Source organism: Dyadobacter sp. CY261, from assembly GCF_021440085.1.
Classification (GTDB): Bacteria; Bacteroidota; Bacteroidia; order Cytophagales; family Spirosomataceae; genus Dyadobacter.
This window is the reverse complement of record NZ_JAKCPW010000001.1, coordinates 335,675-351,880: the sequence shown is the minus strand read 5'-3', so window position 1 is coordinate 351,880 and position 16,206 is coordinate 335,675. Positions and strand designations below refer to the sequence as shown.

The window sequence follows — 16,206 nt, the reverse complement described above, 5'->3', positions numbered from 1 at the left end:
GAAAAGGGTTTAATGCTGGATTTCCAATGCATGTAATTTATCAAATTCCCGGATTGTCTTTCTGATTTGCTTTCTGTGCACACCACTGTACTGGATCTGCAAACGCCTCGCCTTTTCCGGGTCCAGGCTTTTCAGCTTCCAGTATTTAGGGTGCGTCGGCCCGATGGGCGGTCTGAAATCCTCATCTTTCGGGTCCTTCATCAAAACATCCACCTGGATGCTCACTTTGGAGAGGTCGTTGGCTAAAACGCCCTCTGCCATTACTTTCACGGCTCTTCCGGTTTCTAAAACAAATATTTTTTCGTACGTCATCTCACATCCTGTATCTTAATTCGGCGCCAAAGGTAAGGAGCCGAATCAAAACACAGAATGCTTTAACAATATCTTAATCTTAGTTGACGTCCCACCAGTTCTTTACCGCCTGGGTGTCGCCGCCTATTCTCTTGGCTGCCAGCTCGCTGTTGGTAGCGTTGCTGGCGCGGGTGTTGCTGGGGTATTTCAACCGTTTGGGCACGTCGGTAACATCGGGATCAAGGCTACCTGATGCCGGGGGAATGAACAACACGGTGCCGTCTGGCTTTTTGGGATCGAGCCGCAGCCGTTCGAGCCACGATTGCAGCCCCTGCATGTACATTGCAACCCACTTTTGCGTCCCGATCACATTCTTCCAGCTGCCCGCCTTATAGGGAACTGTTTTCAAATAGGCTTCGATCGCCTTCGCGTCCGTAACGCCCCATTGCGCCATCGATGCGGCAACAGCCTCATTGTACAGCGTTTCAGCCGTCGCATTACCCACATTCATACCACGAGCAGCCGCCTCGGCTTTGATGAACGCAATCTCGGCATAGGTAATCACATAACCCTTGGCCGAACCGCTGTAAGCAATCACACCCGGTTTAGAAAGCCCGATCATGGTCGGAGAATTGGCTTCTGTACCGTACACTTTGCCCACGTATTTGCCATTAGTATCGTCGGGACGGGCAAAAATGGGCAACCGCGGATCATTCACCGATTGCAGGTATTCCACCAGCGTCGAGGTCACAGCAAATTCCACCAGCGGGCGTTCCACATCATTGTAAGGAAAACGATTGGTTGCCGTAGCGACATTGTACGGAAAGTAAACATCCTGCGTAGTGCCCGTCAGCGTATTTTTGACGGCCTCCTCGATAATTGCCTTTGCCTCGGCGGGCTGCGCATCCGCCATCCGCATCGCGATCCGCAGCCGCAACGCATTCGCGATCCGGATCCACTGCTGCGTATCACCCTTAGCAATAATATCACCCCGGATAACCCCCGAAGATGTTCCGGAAAGTACATCAATCTGTGTTTTCAGAGAAGCCAGCAATGCGGCATACACATCTTTTCCCTGATCGAAAACCGGCTGCGGAATGTCCTCCCCCTGCAATGCCTGCGTATACGGAACATCAACGTACACGTCAGTGAGCACGTGAAAAATCCATGCTTTCAGGATTTCGGCGACGGCCAGTGTGTATTCGCTTTTTTCGGCGGGATGGCGGTCGTAATAGTTGCTGATTTCTTTCAGGTCCATCAAAGGGCCTGCATATAAGCCTGCCCAAAGACCATCATTGGTAAACAGGAAGCGTCCGTCGGAGGTTTTATCGGTCCCCATCCAGTACTGCGAAAGCTCCATGCCGATCCGACCGTTGAAATAGGTATCGTACATCAGGTCGCAGGCCCGCTTTTCGGCATTCGAGAGTAGGAACTCGGGCTGGGTTTCGCTCGACCGCGCCGGGTCGGTATTGAGCGAGTCGAAGTTGTCGCACGCTGTAAATGCCACTAGGAACGTCAGCAGTAATAATATTTTGCTTTTCATAGTATTCAATTTTAGAACCGGATCAGAAAGTGATATTCAGATTGACGCCATAACTACGCACCGGCGGCAGTGCACCGCCTTCGAAACCGATCTGGTTGCCGATGGAATTCGTAATGTTCGCCGGGTCGACGTTCGGCGCATTGCTTTTGATCAGCCAGAGGTTCCTTCCGGTGAGTGTCACGCGCAATGCCTGCATCCGGATCTTCTGCGCCCAGCTATCAGGCAGGTACCAGCCAAGCCGCACCTCTCGCAGATAAATGTAGCTGCCGTCGTACAGATTAGCTTTGCTGATCCGGTTACCACCATCGGCATTGAAATGCGTACGCGCCGGCACGGCGATATCGCTCGGCGAACCATCGGCCTTTACCCCGGGATTGACCACGCCATTTTCCCGAATACCGTTTTCGGCTGTCTCCTTAAACATGCCTGATTTGTTCCCGTACAAATTGGTGTAGGAAAAGAAATCACCGCCTTTCTGAAAGTCGACGAGTGCGGAAAGATAAAAATTCTTGTAACTCAGCGTGTTGGACAAACCACCAATATAATCCGGGTTGGCATCTCCGATGATGACCGGTGTAGCGGTCACATTGTATGTCCCATTGTCGGCAACCGTCTTGTTGCCTTTTGAATCGTATACATAATCTGTCCCCAGCATTGTGCCCAGCGACTTTCCTTTCTGCGCTACCATCGAGACCTTGTTCGTACGGCGCTCGGTACCGATAATGAACCGCTCTATTCCCTGGATATTGTCGCCGGTGCTGTTCAGGTCGACTACAGTATTTTTGTTTTTGGAGAAGTTAAGACCTACACGCCAGCTGAAATTAGTTGTCATCACGGGCGTAACCGAAAGAGTCAGCTCAATGCCCTTGTTCTGCACAGTACCGCCATTGACCACTTTGGTCGTAAACCCGCTTTCGGACGGAATCTGCACATTCCAGATCTGGTTTTTAGTCTTGCGGTCATAATAGGTAAAATTGGCTCCCAGCCTATCATTGAAGAACTTAAAATCGACACCACTTTCAATTTCAGAGGACAATTCCGGTTTCAAGCGGCTGTTGAAGAGCTTGTCGGATGTGCTTTGCAATGGATACGTATCGAATGGGGCGACGTAATCATAATAGCGCGAAACGGAGTACGGATCGGCGTCGTTCCCCACCCGTGCGTACGACAGGCGTGCCTTGCCCAGCGTGAGCCATTTGGCGCCAGTGATCAGATCGGAAAAAATAAATGACCCGGCAACCGAGGGGTAAAAGTAAGAGTAGTTGCCCGTCTGTTTCAAAGTCGAGGCCCAGTCGTTACGACCGGTAGCGGTGAGGTACAGAAACTTGTTATATCCTAATGTTACCGAACCAAAGAACGAATTGATCTGCTTGTTTCCATACGAATTAGAGACCGTAGCCGGCGTTGCCGAGTTTTGCAGCACATACACATTCGGATTTTGCAGCCCACCGTTGGTATTACCGGCATCGATGGTTGACTTGATCCTCAAAATATTCCCCCCTGCTACCGCTTCAAGCGTCAGCTTCGAATCGCCGAGTACCTTATTAACATTCAGTGTCGCCTGGTAGTTGTTTTCGTTGTTGATCACCGCCCGTCTGGCATAGGAACCTACAAAAAAACCTTTTGCAGACCGTACTTCGTCAAGGTGGTTCAGATAATCCGAGAAAACGCGCACGTCGGCAGAGAGCCAGTCGGTGAGCTTGTAGGTAAGCCCCGCATTTCCAAAGTAACGGTTGTTCTGGTCGGTATTGTAATTCTCATACTGGTTCCAGTAAGGATTTTGGGTAAATGCAGGTTTCTGTATGTTCCAGGCCGTTCGGTTCCACGATTGCTCGGTGCCGTCGGCGTATTTGTAGTTTCGCAGGTAAGTATCGTCGATCTGCCGCTGGCCGAACATCACATAGAATAGCATTGGATTATTCCCAAAGAAGCCTGTTCCAGGCCGACCTTTGGAATGGTCATTAATGTAGTTGATGCCGCCGCTAAATGTAAATTTCTCATTCAATTTATAAACCGTATTCAAACTGATAAAAAAGCGGCTGAGGCTACTTCCGGGATAAATGAAATTCTGTTTCGTCTGTCCAGCCGAAAAACGGATCGAGCCGTTATCGCCGCTACTGGCTACCGACAGGTTGTTGGAGAAAGTCACGCCCGTTTTGAAAAAATCCTTCGCATTATCTGGATGGGCGCTCCACGGGGCCGTTTTGCCAAAATTGGGATTATTCCTGTCCTGGTCCCACGACCAGTAATGGCGTACCAACTGGCCATCCATTTTCGGTCCCCACGATTCGTCTGTTCCGTAATCCGGAATGAGGTCATAACGGCCTTTGCCATCGTTATCGTCGTAGGTGCCACCGCCTGGAAGGAAGCCCGACGGATTCTGATCTACATACAACTTCGTAAAATTTGAACTACCGCCGCCACCGTAAAGGTTCTGAAACTTCGGCAGAAGCGAAACCTGGTCAGCCTGGATGTTCAGATCGTAATTCAGCGAAAGCTTACCCGAACCCTTACCGGTTTTGGTAGTAATATAAATCACGCCATTCTGCCCGCGACTGCCATAAAGCGCCGTCGCGGCAGCTCCTTTCAGTACTGAAATGTTTTCGACATCATTCGGGTTGATCAGTTGGGCCGGGTTACCGTAATCATAACCTCCGCCGCCTGTCCCCTGCCCGCCGGTCACGCCGTAGGAATTCAGGTTCATATTGGCCATGGGCACGCCGTCGACGATAAACAGCGCATTGTTGTTGCCGGAAATAGATTTCAAGCCCCTGATCGTCACACGCGACGAGCCGCCCATCGAGCCGCTATTCCCGCCGATCTGGACGCCGGCCAGTTTCCCCTGCAATGAATTGATATAATTAACCTCCCTCGCCTCCTGGATACCGCCGCCGTCGATCTGCTGCACAGCATAACCCACATTCCGCGTGCTGCGCTGAACACCCAGTGCCGTCACTACCACTTCGCCGAGGCTTTTTACATCCGCTTTGAGCTTGACAGTCACCTCCGTCGCGGCGGACGAAACATTCACGTCCTGCGTCACATGCCCGATCGATGAAACGGTGAGTACATGGCTGCCTGCGGGAAGCAATAGGCTGAAATTACCCTCAGCGTCGGTATTGGTGCCGTTGCTGGTACCCTTCACAAGCACACTTACACCGGGAATACCGGCGCTCGATTCATCCACCACTTTTCCCTTAATCCGCCTGTCCTGGCCCGCCGCCTGATTTACACAAAACAGCACGGCCAGCAAGACCGATAAACAACTTCGTATTGATTGCGCCATGTTTGTAGAATTTAAAGATTAAATATTCTTTAAAGGCGAAATCAAAATACGTTTACTACCGTTTACTTGAATTTAGGAATGGAAATCGATGGCTCACCGCTAAGCGTCGACGAATCGTAACCTGAGTCGGGTTATTCAGATACACCGGTTTCCCGTTTGTCCTGATGCCCCCGATGGGTGTTCCGTAAATGTGGCTTGGTTTAGCGCCAGGCTCCGCCGCTAGGCCAGTACTTCGTCGAGTATGGCCACCAGGTCTTCAAACCGCCCGGGCTTGGTAAAAAATTGGCCTGCGCCCAACTGTTTTACCTGCTCGATCGTTGCGGCATTCGAAGAAGTTGAGAGGATAACTATGGGAATTTTGCGAAGCTTCTCATCTTTTTTGATCTCCGCCAAAAACTGCTGCCCGTTCATGAGCGGCATATTGAGATCCAGAAAAATAAGGTCCGTTTCGAGTTCGCCTTTGGTAATTTGGTTAAAAGCTTTCCTTGCACTATCCAACACGGTGCATTGAACAGGTTTTCCGGTACATTCCAACGCGGTCAGGAAAATTTCCTGATCATCTTCATCATCATCGATGAGGAGGATATTTTGATAGAGCATTAACAGAGGGGTGTAAAAAATCCGGGCGCAAATTATACTAGAACGGTTCCTAAATCAAGTGAACCTTTACCAAGAAATTCGATTTTACGCTATATTTTGCAATTTCGAATCCAAAAAACAAACCACAGCAATATGTCTTTTCAGGGATACCTCAAAACCATTCTGGCCAAAACAGGCAAGGGCCCCGACGATTTCAGGAAGCTCGCCGAGGCCCAGGGCTTCACCACTGGGGGTCAATTAAAAGCGAGCACGAAGGCTGGCGATATTGTTCAGTGGTTAAAAACCGACTACGATCTGGGCCAGGGACACGCCATGGCTATTTATGCTCTGCTGAAAGGTATTAAGGACGAGAACAGCGATTAGAAACCCCCGGCAGTCCGGCTTGGCTAGCGGATGTCCTCGTAACGGCCCTGATTCAGATCGCCGGTTTCAAAACCTTTCTTGAACCAGTACATCCGCTGCTGCGAGGTGCCGTGGGTGAACGCATCGGGAACGACATGTCCCTGCGATTCTTTCTGCAGCTTGTCGTCGCCGATGGCATTGGCGGCCGTCAATGCGGCTTCCAGGTCACCCGGTTCAAGGATATTTTCCATTTGGTTGGCATGATTGGCCCATACCCCGGCCAGAAAGTCGGCCTGCAGTTCCAGCTTCACCGACAGTTTATTGTATTCGGCCTCGCTCAGCTTGCCACGTTGATCCTGAACCTGCTGCGAAATACCCATCAGGTTCTGTACATGATGCCCTACTTCATGTGCCACCACGTATGCGATGGCAAATTCGCCCGGCGCCTTGAAACGGTCTCGAAGCTCGTTGCAGAAGGAAAGGTCTATATACACTTTGTGATCCGCCGGGCAATAGAATGGCCCCATTGCGGATGAAGCACCTCCGCAGCCGCTCTGCGTAGCATCGGAGAACATCTGTAACACCGGCTTTTCGTACTCAGCGTCGTTTTGCGTATATATCTTCGTCCACACATCCTCCGTACTGCCCAGCACCGCCGATACGAATTCTGCCGTTTTATCGTCGGGGCGAGGTCCCGCCGGCCGGGTTTCGGCCTGTCCCGTTTGTGTGCCCTGTATATTGGAGAGGATCTCCTGCGGATCCTGCCCTGTCAGCAACCCGATCGCAACGACAATGATCACCCCAATTCCTCCGAGCGCAACCTTACCGCCACCGGACATTCCGCGACGGTCTTCGACGTTACTGCTTCTGCGTAAATCCTGCCAGCGCATGTTGATGTATTTTAGGTTAATGATAAAAGTTAATGCGGCAGCCCGTTCGAACCTGCCGCCTTCAAATATAGAAATAATGACAAGCATCAAACCAGGGCTGCGGTGATAATTTTACAACCGCATGCCGGGAGTACAAATAATGTAGAGGTGCTCTACATTTGTAAACACGGTAAAGGATTAATTCCATACAATAACTTTTAAAACCGTTAAATAAGTAATTCAGAAACATCGCTCAATAAATTCTTCGGCAAATCCATGATGTACTAAATTCAGGCAACTGAAGTTAATTAAAGTATCATCAGCCTATGCCTCTCACAACATCTTATTTCGCAGGATTTGATTATCACTCCACAGAAGTCTGCAAATTTCTACAGACGTACAGTACGTTCACACTCATGTTGACGAACGGAGCGATTATCCACCACCAGCCTGAACACGCACTGGATTTTCAGCGCTGGCTCAACCACCACAAGATCGAGGACATCCGCGTTTCCATCAGAAACAACGATTCGCCTTCCTGGCAGTAGTAAACCAGTAGCTGCCACCCCAATCTCTCACGTTCCTCTCATTTTATTGATTATCACCGAAATCCAGCCGCGCGCTCGGCTTTACCGCCTTTTTGCATTATTTTTAATTATATTTTCACCAGGGCGGGCTTTTCGGGTGGTATGAAACAAGTTAAAGTTTTTTTTCTGTGGGTGTTGGTTGCCGGGCATTTCTTTTCCTGTTCGCCCGAATTGCCAGAAGATGTGGAGGTTGCGATGAAGGAGCTCCCCGAGAAGCTCGATTATAACCAGCACGTCAAACCGGTGCTTTCCGACAAGTGTTTTGCATGCCACGGCCCCGACAAAGCGAAGCAAAAAGGTGGCCTGAGGCTGGACATGGCCGAATCCGCATTTCATAAGATTTCTAAAAACTCGGGCAGAACGGCGATCGATCCAGGTGACCTGGCCGACAGCGAATTTTTCCATCGTATAGTCTCCTCCGATCCCGATTTTGTAATGCCTACACCCGAGTCGCATCTGAGCCTGTCGGCCCGGGAAAAGGCGATTCTCATTAAATGGGTTGAGGATGGCGCTGAGTACAAGCCGCATTGGGCATTTGTAAAACCCGAAAAACCGGAAGTACCCGATACCCGACACGAAGAACTGGCTGTCAATGCGATCGACCATTTTGTATTTAAAAAACTTGAAGAAGAAAAGCTGCAACCTTCGGCACAAGCTGAAAAAGAAATTTTGCTGCGGCGCGTGTCCCTTGATCTCACCGGCCTACCCCCTACCCTGGCCGAAACCGATGCATTTTTAAAAGATAATTCAGCTAATGCCTACGAAAAGCAAGTCGACAGGCTGCTTGCATCGCCACATTACGGCGAGAAAATGGCGGTCGACTGGTTGGACCTGGCGCGTTTTGCGGACTCGCACGGCTACACCGTAGACAGGCTCAGGGATATGTCGCCCTACCGCGACTGGGTGATCAATGCATTCAACAAAAACATGCGCTACGACCAGTTCGTACACTGGCAGCTGGCGGGCGACCTGATGCCCAATCCGACCAAAGAAATGCGTATCGCGACCGCATTCAACCGCAATCATCAGCAAAATATGGAAGGCGGCGTGATCGAGGAAGAATTTCAGACCGAGTATGTCGTAGACCGCACCAACACTTTTGGAGATGCTTTTCTGGGCCTTTCCGTAGGCTGCGCCAAATGCCATGACCATAAGTATGATCCCGTTTCCCAAAAGAACTATTACGAGCTATACAGCTTTTTCAATAATGTAAAAGAGGCCGGACAGATATCCTGGGACGACGCCCTACCCACCCCGACAATGCTCCTTCCCACGCCCGCACAGGAACAAACATTACGTTTTATTCAAACGAAAATTAAAACCGAAGAAGAACAGCTTGCAGCCAGCCAGCGCAATGCGGAAGCTGGTTTTCACCAGTGGATGAGCAGAGGCGGCTACCGGAATCTGGCTACAGAACCGCTTCCGAAAACAGGCTTGCAGGCATTCTACAACTTCGAAAATAGCATGCTGCGCAATACGGTCAATCCGAAGGAAACGGGTGTCATGAAGCGCGAATCGGGCGGTCCGGGTGGTGATCCGGTATTTGCCGAAAAAGCAGGCGGCAAAGCTTTGGCACTAGATGGTGATGTATTTCTAGACCTGGGCCAGAACGGCGTTTTCCGTAAATCGGAGCCATTTAGCGTGGGGATCTGGGTAAATATTCCAAAAGAGCTGAAAGAGGGCGTCATCCTGCACAAAAGCCAGGCGGAACGGCTCTATAATTTCCGCGGCTATCATTTATACCTTAAAAACGATCACCTGGAACTCAATATGGCGCATACGGCACCGTCGGACGCGATCACGCGGACCAGCAAGCGGACGGTGCCAAAAGATCAATGGGTCCAATTGACTGTTACCTATGACGGTTCTTCCAAAGCTGCCGGCTTCAACTTGTACGTCAATGGACAACAGGCTGAAATGGAGACTACGATGGATCAGTTGACGAAGGATATTCTCTTCAAGTCGTCCGTGCAGCCCGGTTTACAGGTCGGTGCCTGGTGGCGGGGTTTTGGATTAAAGAATGCGAAAGTCGATGACATTGTGGTTTATAATCGTGAACTGACGCCATTTGAAACCGGTATTTTAGCTGGAAAATCATCCTGGTCAAATGTCGCTTCTAAAAACGGGGCTCAACTCTCATCTGCCGAAACGGCCGCATTGAAAAGCTACTATATTTCCGCCATTGATCCGTCGTCCGCAAAAGCACGGTATGCATTGCAAACAACGCGCACGCAACTGGCGGACTCGACCGAACATATTCGTGAGCTGATGGTCATGCAGGAAATGCCCAAACCAAAACAGGCACACGTGCTGATCCGTGGCAACTATGATGCGCTGGGCGAAAAAGTATTCCCATCGACACCCGCCTCCATCCTTGCATTTTCCAAAAATTTACCTAAAAACCGCTATGGATTGGCTCAATGGCTAACTCACCCCGACAACCCGCTCACAGCGCGCGTGGCGGCAAACCGCTTCTGGCAAAACTTTTTCGGCACCGGCCTTGTAAAAACAACCGAAGATTTTGGTAACCAGGGCGAGTTACCAACCCACCCGGAGCTTCTCGACTGGCTAGCTGTCACTTTCCGCGAATCCGGTTGGGATATCAAAAAACTGAACAAGGTGATCGTAATGTCGGCCACCTACCGGCAGGATTCCCGCACAAACCGCGACGTGCGTGAGCGCGATCCGGAGAACCGGCTGTATGCGCGTGGGCCAGCTAACCGGATGTCTGCCGAAATGATCCGCGATAATGCATTGCTAGCAAGTGGGTTAATGAATAAAAAAATCGGTGGCGTGAGTGTAAAACCCTACCAGCCAGAAGGATTGTGGTCGATTAACAATACCAATTACACGCCTGATTCGGGTATTGCGGTATATCGCCGGAGCCTTTATGTGATCGTAAAACGCTCGGTACCAAACCCGACGCTCTCGACATTCGACGCCACCTCACGCAGCTTTTGTGTGGTGCGCCGACAAAAAACAAATACACCATTGCAAGCCCTCGTGACGCTCAATGACCCGACATTTGTAGAGGCCATGGCCGTGCTGGGCGAACAAATGACCCGCATACCCGACGAGCGGCAGTCGGTTACTACGGCCTACCGCAAACTTACGGGCCGCAAACCGCCGGTAACAGAAGTCGACCTGCTGCTCGCATTGCGGAAAACGGAAGAAGACAAATTCCGGAAAGACCCGAAAAAGACGGCGGGATGGCTGCATACCGGCCAGCACAAGCCCGATAAAATGCTCGATCCTGCATTACTCGCCGCCAATACTGTTGTAGCCAGCACCATTCTCAACTCAGACGCCAGCTTAACCAAGAGATAATCATGCAGCACCATCACGACGAAGAGTTCCGCATGCATACGCCCGAGTTCAACGAACTGCATCGGAAACTGGACCGGCGACGGTTCCTCACCCAGACATCGCTCGGGATCGGCGCGCTGGCCGTAGGGTCACTTTTTGGGATTGATAAACTTTACGGATCCGCATCGCGATCTGTTGCGACGCCCTCAGCATCGGCTGCCGACCTCGAAGCGGAAATTTTGAAGGCATTGCCGCATATTGCGCCGAAAGCCAAGCGCGTGGTTTACCTTTTCATGGCTGGCGGCCCGTCGCAGTTCGAGACATTCGATTACAAGCCCAAACTGATCCAAATGGCCGGCCAAAACCTGCCCGATTCGGTCAGGAAGGGCCAGCGGCTGACAGGTATGAGCGCGAGCCAGAGCGTGCTGCCCATGGCTCCGTCCATTTATGGATTCAACCAGCATGGCAAAAACAAAACCTGGGTGAGCGAGCTGTTGCCTTACACAGCCAAGGTAGTCGACGACCTCTGCATTGTTAAATCCATCTACTCCGAGGCCATTAACCACGACCCGGCCATTACATTTTTCCAAACCGGCAACCAGCTTCCCGGCAGGCCTTCGATCGGATCCTGGGTGAGTTACGGATTGGGTTCGGATAATAACAACCTGCCGACATTCATTGTCCTGGTTTCTAAGAATGCCCCGAAAGATCAGCCGTTATACGCCCGCTTGTGGGGAAATGGCTTTCTCGAATCGCGGCACCAGGGCGTGCAGTTCCGCTCGGGCAAAGACCCGGTGCTTTTCCTGAACAACCCCGAAGGCTACGACGGCCACGACCGGAAGGAGATGCTGGATTATTTGTCCAAACTCAACCAACTGCAAAACGGGACATACGGCGACCCGGAGATCAATAACCGCATTGCGCAATACGAAATGGCATTTCGGATGCAGACTTCCGTCCCCGATGTAATGGACACCTCCACCGAACCCGACGATGTTTTCGAACTCTACGGCCCCGACAGTCGTGACCCCGGCACTTATGCTGCTAACTGCCTTCTGGCCCGCAAACTGCTTGAAAAAGACGTCAAGTTCGTGCAGCTTTACCACCAGGGCTGGGACCAGCACGGCGGCTTACCGAAGGCCATCGCCCAGCAATGCAAAGCCACGGACCAGGCCACCGGCGCTTTGATCATGGACCTGAAACGCCGCGGTTTGCTCGACGACACGCTCGTGATCTGGGGCGGTGAATTCGGACGTACGGTGTATTCACAAGGAAAACTTACGGCCACCGACTATGGCCGCGACCACCACCCAAGATGTTTCACGATGTGGATGGCTGGTGCGGGTGTCAAATCCGGTATGAGTTATGGTGAAACGGACGATTTCAGCTACAATATCATCAAAGACCCTGTCCACGTCCACGATTTCCACGCCACGTTAATGCATCTAATGGGCGTCGACCATGAGCGACTGACCTACAAATTCCAGGGCAGGCGTTTTAGGTTGACAGACGTACACGGTAATCTGGTAAAGGATCTGTTAACTTAGTCAGTCACTTTATTTTTCGACTCTTAATTTAACCCTTCCCCAGATAACCTTGCGTTCGATGGGATTGAAGCTCTTGGTCTCGTAGCTCGCGAGGCATTCTATTTCTGTCGCTCCGGGAGCGATGTGGATGATGGATTGCTGCGTAAAGCCATCCGGCCAGCGGGCGGGGATCATTTCATCGGTAAGCTGCTCGCGTGCTGCGTCGATGCCAGCATTGCTAAGATTGATTTTCAACCTTTTATCCCCCTCATATAAAACGACATCCTCGCCTGCATTCACCTTTCCATCGCCATTTCCCTTACCCAATGCGGCCTGCCGAACCAGTTTGCCGTCATCGATTTTGATATTGGTAAAATAGGGCACATCGAAATCGACCGGCACATTCATAACCGTGCTATTCATCGCATTGCCATTGTAAACCGTGATTTTTAATTTGATATCCGAAGGCTCAGCGTGAAACAACGGTTTTTTATTACAGATCATTTCAATATCAGGGACTTGCACTATCCTTTCTCTCGCCTTCACCTGCATCGTCCTGACAGAATCCTTGATCACCAAATCCTTATCCGGCGAGCTGATGACGACTCTCAGACTTCCGCCACCCTCACTACCGCGATTGAAAAGCCTGATTTGCAAAGCATTACTATTGTTTTTCAACCACTTCTTTCCATTCACATTGAAGTCCAGGAAACCCCAGGCCGGTTTCTCACCTGGTGCGTAAACACCCGTTTCATTTCCATTGGCGTCAAAATCAAGGGTAATGCTGCCCGTAGAATCGGCCTTAACATCTGATATCTCGGTTTTGTGTGTTTTAAAAGAATAGCTAACACGTTTATAATTTCCGCCCGCCTTATAAACCGGGGCAGTTTTTACTTTGATATACGAGATCGGCACTACCGGTCCGTGCGGCAGCCATTTTTGTGTATAAACTCCTAAACCCTGCGGTGTCACGCCTTTCAGATAAATAAATCCCGGCTGATTTTTACCACTTGTTACCTCATATCCCCAAAGGCTGAAATCGCCGTACACATCGTAATGTGACCATTTTTGGGGTGCGGGACGCTTCTTACCAAATTCACTGGCGACGAAAGCCATCGCTTTTTCAAACCGCCATGTCTGCCCCGGATCGTCGACCATATGCCCGCCGGGAAATTCCTCCATCTCAACCTCCTTACCTTCCCAGGCCGCGCCTGCTTTCACCTCCTGATTGAGAAAATATAAAATGTCAGTCGGGCTGGTATGAATGCGCATTTTCACATCCTGCAAATTTTCGAACGTGTACCGCACCGGGTAGAGCGTATGGTTTTCAGGAGTTCCCACAAAAAACTCGGGACTACCCATCATGCTCACGCCCGCGCAAACCCTATCGGGATATTTACCCGACAAAAACAGCGACATAAAACCACCCATACTGAACCCGATAATGCCCCGGTTGTCACGATCGGGCAGTGTCCGGTAAGTCTGATCGATGTAGCTCACGAGTTCCGGAAAGTAATCCTTCATCTGCACCTGGAACTTCACATCTTCATGATTTCCAACATTATACGGACGCGGCTCTTTCTCGTCGACATTTCCGTCCCACATCACCAGAATCGTCTGATATTTGTCCACCAGCTTTTGCAGCAAGGCATATTCCAGCTTTGCATTGTCATCCATGAAATGCCGCCCTCCCCAGCCGTGAAAAAAGTAGATCACAGGGTACCGCTTACCCGACTGCGCGTAACCTTCCGGCAAATACAAGCGGTAATACTTTTGATGCCCGAAAACCTTGCTGTCGTGGGTAAGATCCTGGTAAGGTGCCTGCGAAAAGACGCGCGTCGTGCCCGCAAGCATGATGTAAATGAGGAGTTTAAGGAATTTTGTCAGGTTTGATGCGTTCATGGTGATTGGAGTGATGCTACTGTTGAAAAATGTACCGGATCGTGCCGGATTTCTTGCGGTTTCGGGCTGTCAGCAAGATGCGCCACACCGGCCTGTGCCCCCAGTTGTCGGCCAAGCGCTTCTCGTCGGGAGCATCGGTGGGCATTTGTTCCTTGGTTAGTTGCCAGAAGGCCGGGTCGTAATGCAGCGTCACGGGTTTCTGGTTGGGTATTTCAAACGTCACCCGGCCGGGTTGATCGATCTGTGCATTACAGACTGTCATAAAAGTCTGCGTCAGCGGTTTGGTCACTTCTTGAATATTGTATTGATCATTGATGATGAGTTTGTTGCTGGATTTATCTAAACTGACATTCCGCTTCCAGGCCAAAATACCGGCTTCTGCCGGATAGGCGGCTGCGATATCCATTTCCAGACTGCTAACCTTGGCAGACTTGCGGTATGCGACTTCCCTCGCTTCATAATGCGCTCCTGCTTCCTGCGCAAACCCATTGATAACGGGCAGGTTGTGATAAGCTGAATTATTATACCATAGCGTGTAACGCTCTTTGGAGAACGTCTTCGCAGTATAAGTCCCAAAACCTACATCGATCACGACCGGCTCGCCACCGGCATACAGCACGACATCGCCCACGTCGTTATGATTATGGCTTTCGGCATTATGCCCACCGTGCGAAGCCACAAATAGCCCCTCTGGCGTTCGTGAGGCCATTAGTTGAATGCCGGGGAGCCATACCTCGGCGGGTTCTGCAGATTCGCCCTTCTCTGCGGCGCAATCCCGGATCGCCAGCAGGTTCCATAACCGGCGGGTTTTGGAAAAATCCTTTTGTACAGGATTCCTTTCGGCCTTATTGAGATAGTGATAAGCCCAGCTCCCGAATTGCCGCATCGTCGTATCATTTACCGAGCGGCCAATGCGGTAGAGCAACAGACCATCCTGATTGATCGTCGGCGAAGCATCCGCGGTATTGATAAAGTAGTTACCGGCAATATGTACCTTGTAAATGTAAGATTCGGCCATTTGCACCAGTGGCTGGTCATAGATCTGCAACTTCCCGCCCGACGCGCTTTCCAGCACATTCAACGCATCGAAAAGGCGCCCTATCGCGCCCGACCAGTAGCTCGGGCCTTCGTCGATGGCACCGTCTTCGCCCAGCCAGTTCAAATAGTTATCGAGGGTTAGCATGGCATGCTGCAATTCCCGCACGCGTCGCTGCTGATCGGGCTCTACGAGCAGCAGCGAGGCCATCCAGCAGCTCACTACCCACGGATTCCAGTTATTGACGGGTGCTGCTTTGCTGCCTTTTTGCATATACCAGTAACCTGCGCTGCTACTTTCCATCGGCGTAAGAATGCGGCGGTCGACTTCGTGGTAAATGCGCTTTCGCAGCAATGGCGAAATGCTGTCGAGCTTTTCACCAAGGAAATAATCGGTCAATGCAAGCAACGTCGATGCCTCCACGGCAAAAATATCCACTGACGGGTCCTGCACATCGGGCATACCCGCACCGGCGCGTTGCATATACAAGTGCGCGGGGATGCCCCAGTAACTTTCCTCACAGGTCGACCAGATGCCGTTCACGATGTCGGGCAAAAACCGGCCTTTCTGTTCGAGCGTCTCCCCGAGCACCAATGCAAAAAGTTGCTCGCGCTTGGCAAACGAAACGTCTTCATAAGCTGTGCGATTGCCGCTGCGCTGGTATTCGAGAATCAGGGATGCAGGCAATGCTGCGAACGGCTTGTTCAAATACTGCTCCGCCTCTGCGAGCAACAATTGTCGGGTGGCTTCGGGGACCGTCCGCTCCCATTCCGCTTTTGCTCTGGGAAATGGCCTCCATTGGTCTCTCGGAATCAATGATGCGGCAATGTCGCCCTGGCTGAACTTCGCCATAAAATTCCGGTTGAATGGTTGTGCCGACGCACCGGACGTAGCTAAGAACAGTACAATTGCGAACGT

At 51.1% G+C, this 16,206-nt stretch carries 11 protein-coding genes; 4 read left to right on the top strand and 7 right to left on the bottom strand.

Features of this window, described 5'->3' with window-relative positions; all coding sequences use genetic code 11:
• Positions 1–9: 9 nt before the first annotated feature.
• The 4 genes from LZD49_RS01445 to LZD49_RS01430 all read right to left on the bottom strand — a co-directional run bounded on the left by LZD49_RS01445 (position 10) and on the right by LZD49_RS01430 (position 5,720).
• Positions 10–312, bottom strand: coding sequence for a hypothetical protein (locus tag LZD49_RS01445; protein WP_234665528.1), 303 nt, complete (start codon positions 310–312; stop codon positions 10–12).
• A 79-nt stretch (positions 313–391) separates the two neighbouring features.
• Positions 392–1,834, bottom strand: coding sequence for a SusD/RagB family nutrient-binding outer membrane lipoprotein (locus LZD49_RS01440; RefSeq protein ID WP_234665527.1), 1,443 nt, complete (start codon positions 1,832–1,834; stop codon positions 392–394).
• A 22-nt stretch (positions 1,835–1,856) separates the two neighbouring features.
• Positions 1,857–5,120, bottom strand: a complete 3,264-nt coding sequence (locus LZD49_RS01435) for a SusC/RagA family TonB-linked outer membrane protein (RefSeq protein ID WP_234665526.1) — start codon at positions 5,118–5,120, stop codon at positions 1,857–1,859.
• Positions 5,121–5,339: 219 nt separating this feature from the next.
• Positions 5,340–5,720 (bottom strand): response regulator, encoded by a 381-nt coding sequence (locus LZD49_RS01430; RefSeq protein ID WP_234665525.1) that lies wholly within the window; start codon positions 5,718–5,720, stop codon positions 5,340–5,342.
• Between the two features lie 132 nt (positions 5,721–5,852).
• Here LZD49_RS01430 and LZD49_RS01425 point away from each other — a divergent pair, with 132 nt between their 5' ends.
• The gene (locus LZD49_RS01425) at positions 5,853–6,083 is read left to right on the top strand and encodes a DUF4287 domain-containing protein (protein WP_234665524.1); all 231 of its coding nucleotides are present in this window, start codon (positions 5,853–5,855) and stop codon (positions 6,081–6,083) included.
• Between the two features lie 23 nt (positions 6,084–6,106).
• Here the strand turns inward: LZD49_RS01425 and LZD49_RS01420 are convergent, their stop codons facing one another.
• Positions 6,107–6,952: a neutral zinc metallopeptidase gene (locus tag LZD49_RS01420; protein ID WP_234666667.1), complete on the bottom strand. Its 846-nt coding sequence runs from the start codon at positions 6,950–6,952 to the stop codon at positions 6,107–6,109.
• A 395-nt stretch (positions 6,953–7,347) separates the two neighbouring features.
• On the opposite strand from LZD49_RS01420, the gene LZD49_RS35450 reads away from it, so the two are divergent.
• The 3 genes from LZD49_RS35450 to LZD49_RS01410 all read left to right on the top strand — a co-directional run bounded on the left by LZD49_RS35450 (position 7,348) and on the right by LZD49_RS01410 (position 12,371).
• A complete protein-coding gene (locus tag LZD49_RS35450) occupies positions 7,348–7,479 on the top strand; it encodes a hypothetical protein (RefSeq protein ID WP_255720889.1) in 132 nt (43 codons plus the stop codon).
• Positions 7,480–7,620: 141 nt separating this feature from the next.
• Positions 7,621–10,845: a DUF1553 domain-containing protein gene (locus tag LZD49_RS01415; RefSeq protein ID WP_234665523.1), complete on the top strand. Its 3,225-nt coding sequence runs from the start codon at positions 7,621–7,623 to the stop codon at positions 10,843–10,845.
• Between the two features lie 2 nt (positions 10,846–10,847).
• A complete protein-coding gene (locus tag LZD49_RS01410; protein ID WP_234665522.1) occupies positions 10,848–12,371 on the top strand; it encodes a DUF1501 domain-containing protein in 1,524 nt (507 codons plus the stop codon).
• 9 nt (positions 12,372–12,380) lie between these two features.
• On the opposite strand, the gene LZD49_RS01405 is transcribed toward LZD49_RS01410, so the two are convergent.
• On the bottom strand, positions 12,381–14,252 hold the full coding sequence (locus LZD49_RS01405) for an esterase family protein (RefSeq protein ID WP_234665521.1): 1,872 nt from the start codon (positions 14,250–14,252) through the stop codon (positions 12,381–12,383).
• Between the two features lie 16 nt (positions 14,253–14,268).
• Positions 14,269–16,140, bottom strand: a complete 1,872-nt coding sequence (locus LZD49_RS01400) for a heparinase II/III family protein (protein ID WP_234665520.1) — start codon at positions 16,138–16,140, stop codon at positions 14,269–14,271.
• Positions 16,141–16,206: the final 66 nt, after the last annotated feature.